At 59.2% G+C, this 588-nt stretch carries 1 protein-coding gene; it reads left to right on the top strand.

Annotated elements, in window-relative coordinates; translation table 11 throughout:
- On the top strand, positions 1-588 hold a 588-nt coding region (locus tag ACR0JX_RS19725), incomplete at both ends, for an NADH-quinone oxidoreductase subunit M (RefSeq protein WP_480545528.1).

Genomic DNA, 588 nt, shown 5'->3' with positions numbered 1-588 from the left:
AGCCATCAGTTCTCGTCGGATGGGTTCAGCGTGCTGGGCATCTATATCGTCGGCGGCATGCAGACGGTGATGTTCCTGGCCTTCTTCGCGTCGTTCGCGGTGAAGATGCCGATGTGGCCGGTGCATACCTGGCTGCCGGATGCGCACGTTCAGGCGCCGACGGCAGGTTCGGTCGTGCTGGCGGCGATCCTGTTGAAGATGGGCGGCTATGGCTTCCTGCGCTTCAGCCTGCCGATGTTCCCGGTGGGGTCTGCGGTGATGACCGATGTGGTGCTGTGGATGTCGGCGATTGCCGTTGTCTACACCTCTCTGGTCGCGCTGGTGCAGGAGGATATGAAGAAGCTGATCGCCTATTCCTCGGTCGCGCATATGGGCTTTGTGACCATGGGTATCTTTGCAGCGAACCAGCAGGGCATTGATGGCGCGATCTTCCAGATGCTCAGTCATGGGTTCATTTCCGCAGCGCTCTTCCTGTGTGTTGGCGTGATCTATGACCGGATGCACACCCGCGATATCGAGGCGTATGGCGGTTTGGTCATCCGGATGCCGGCTTACGCTCTGGTCTTCATGCTGTTCACCATGGCCAAT

The sequence above is a fragment of the Ruegeria sp. AH7 genome (genome assembly GCF_056541325.1).
Note: the sequence above shows the minus strand (reverse complement) of the source record. Positions and strands in the feature narration are given on the sequence as shown.